The organism is Rhizobacter sp. P3_B12 (genome assembly GCF_056402895.1).
In genome coordinates, this window is sequence record NZ_JBFUGN010001513.1 from 1 (window position 1) to 955 (window position 955).

Annotated in this window: 1 protein-coding gene; it reads right to left on the reverse strand. The window is 72.8% G+C overall.

Translation table 11 applies throughout. From position 1 onward, the window contains the following. The coding region (locus AC1D01_RS36525; protein ID WP_477874673.1) for a hypothetical protein at positions 1 to 955 on the reverse strand (955 nt) is incomplete at both ends.

Sequence of the window (955 nt, forward strand, 5' to 3'; positions counted from 1 at the left end):
TCCCAGCGGCGCGCCGCGTTCAGCACCGAGGCGAAGGCCTCGCCGTCCTCCAGCAGCGCCCGCTTGGTCACCGCGTCCAGCGGGTTCTCGATGCCGGTCTCGTCGCGCGGCATGCGGTCCTCGCGCACGGCCTTCAGCAGCCGCTCGATCTCGCCGGCGGCATGCGCCGGCGTCTGCAGCAGCACCAGGCGCTTGCTCTTGCCCGGGTTGCTCGGCACGTGGCACGAATCGCACTCGGCCTGGCGCATGCGCAGCGCGAACCGCTTGTACGAGCCCTCGAGCTGGCCCAGGTAGGGGTTGTCGGCGCGGTACAGGCCGTCGAAGAGCGTCGCCTTCGGTTGCGTCCGGCCCTGCGCATCCGTCCACATCCACTGGCCGCTGAAGCCCGTCGGTGCCGGCACCTTGGCCACTGCGGTGACCGGCGGCTGCGTGCCGTGCACCGTGAACTGCGCCGCCTTCACGCGCCCGCGCATCGGCTCCCACCACAGCAGCACCTCGTTCGCGCCCTGGTACATCGCCCACTTCTCGGCGTCGTGCCAGAACGGATACGGAAACTGCCCCGGCGCGAGCCGGTTGCGGAAGGCGGTCGCGAAGCGCAGCTGGAACAGCCCTTCGGAGGCGACATAGCGCACGCTGTGCTGCCCGTCGAACATGAACAGCGGCATGTAGAGACCGGTCAGCACGTCGGGCGCGAACTGCGTCAGCGAGCTGGCCTGCAGCGACAGCGCCGGATCGCGCTGGCGGCCCCACAGCACGATCGCGTCCAGCGAATCGCGCAAGGCCGGATCGCCGAACAGCCCGCGCCGGCACTGCTCGAAGGCCGGCTGGTCGCCGGTGCCGGCCACCGGGCAGTGGCGCGCGAAGGCGCCGGCGATCTCGGCGGCCGCGGCGCGCGCCTCGGCCCACTGTGGCGCGCTCGGCTCGCTGCCGGCGGCCCCGGCCGGCAGGCCGGCGA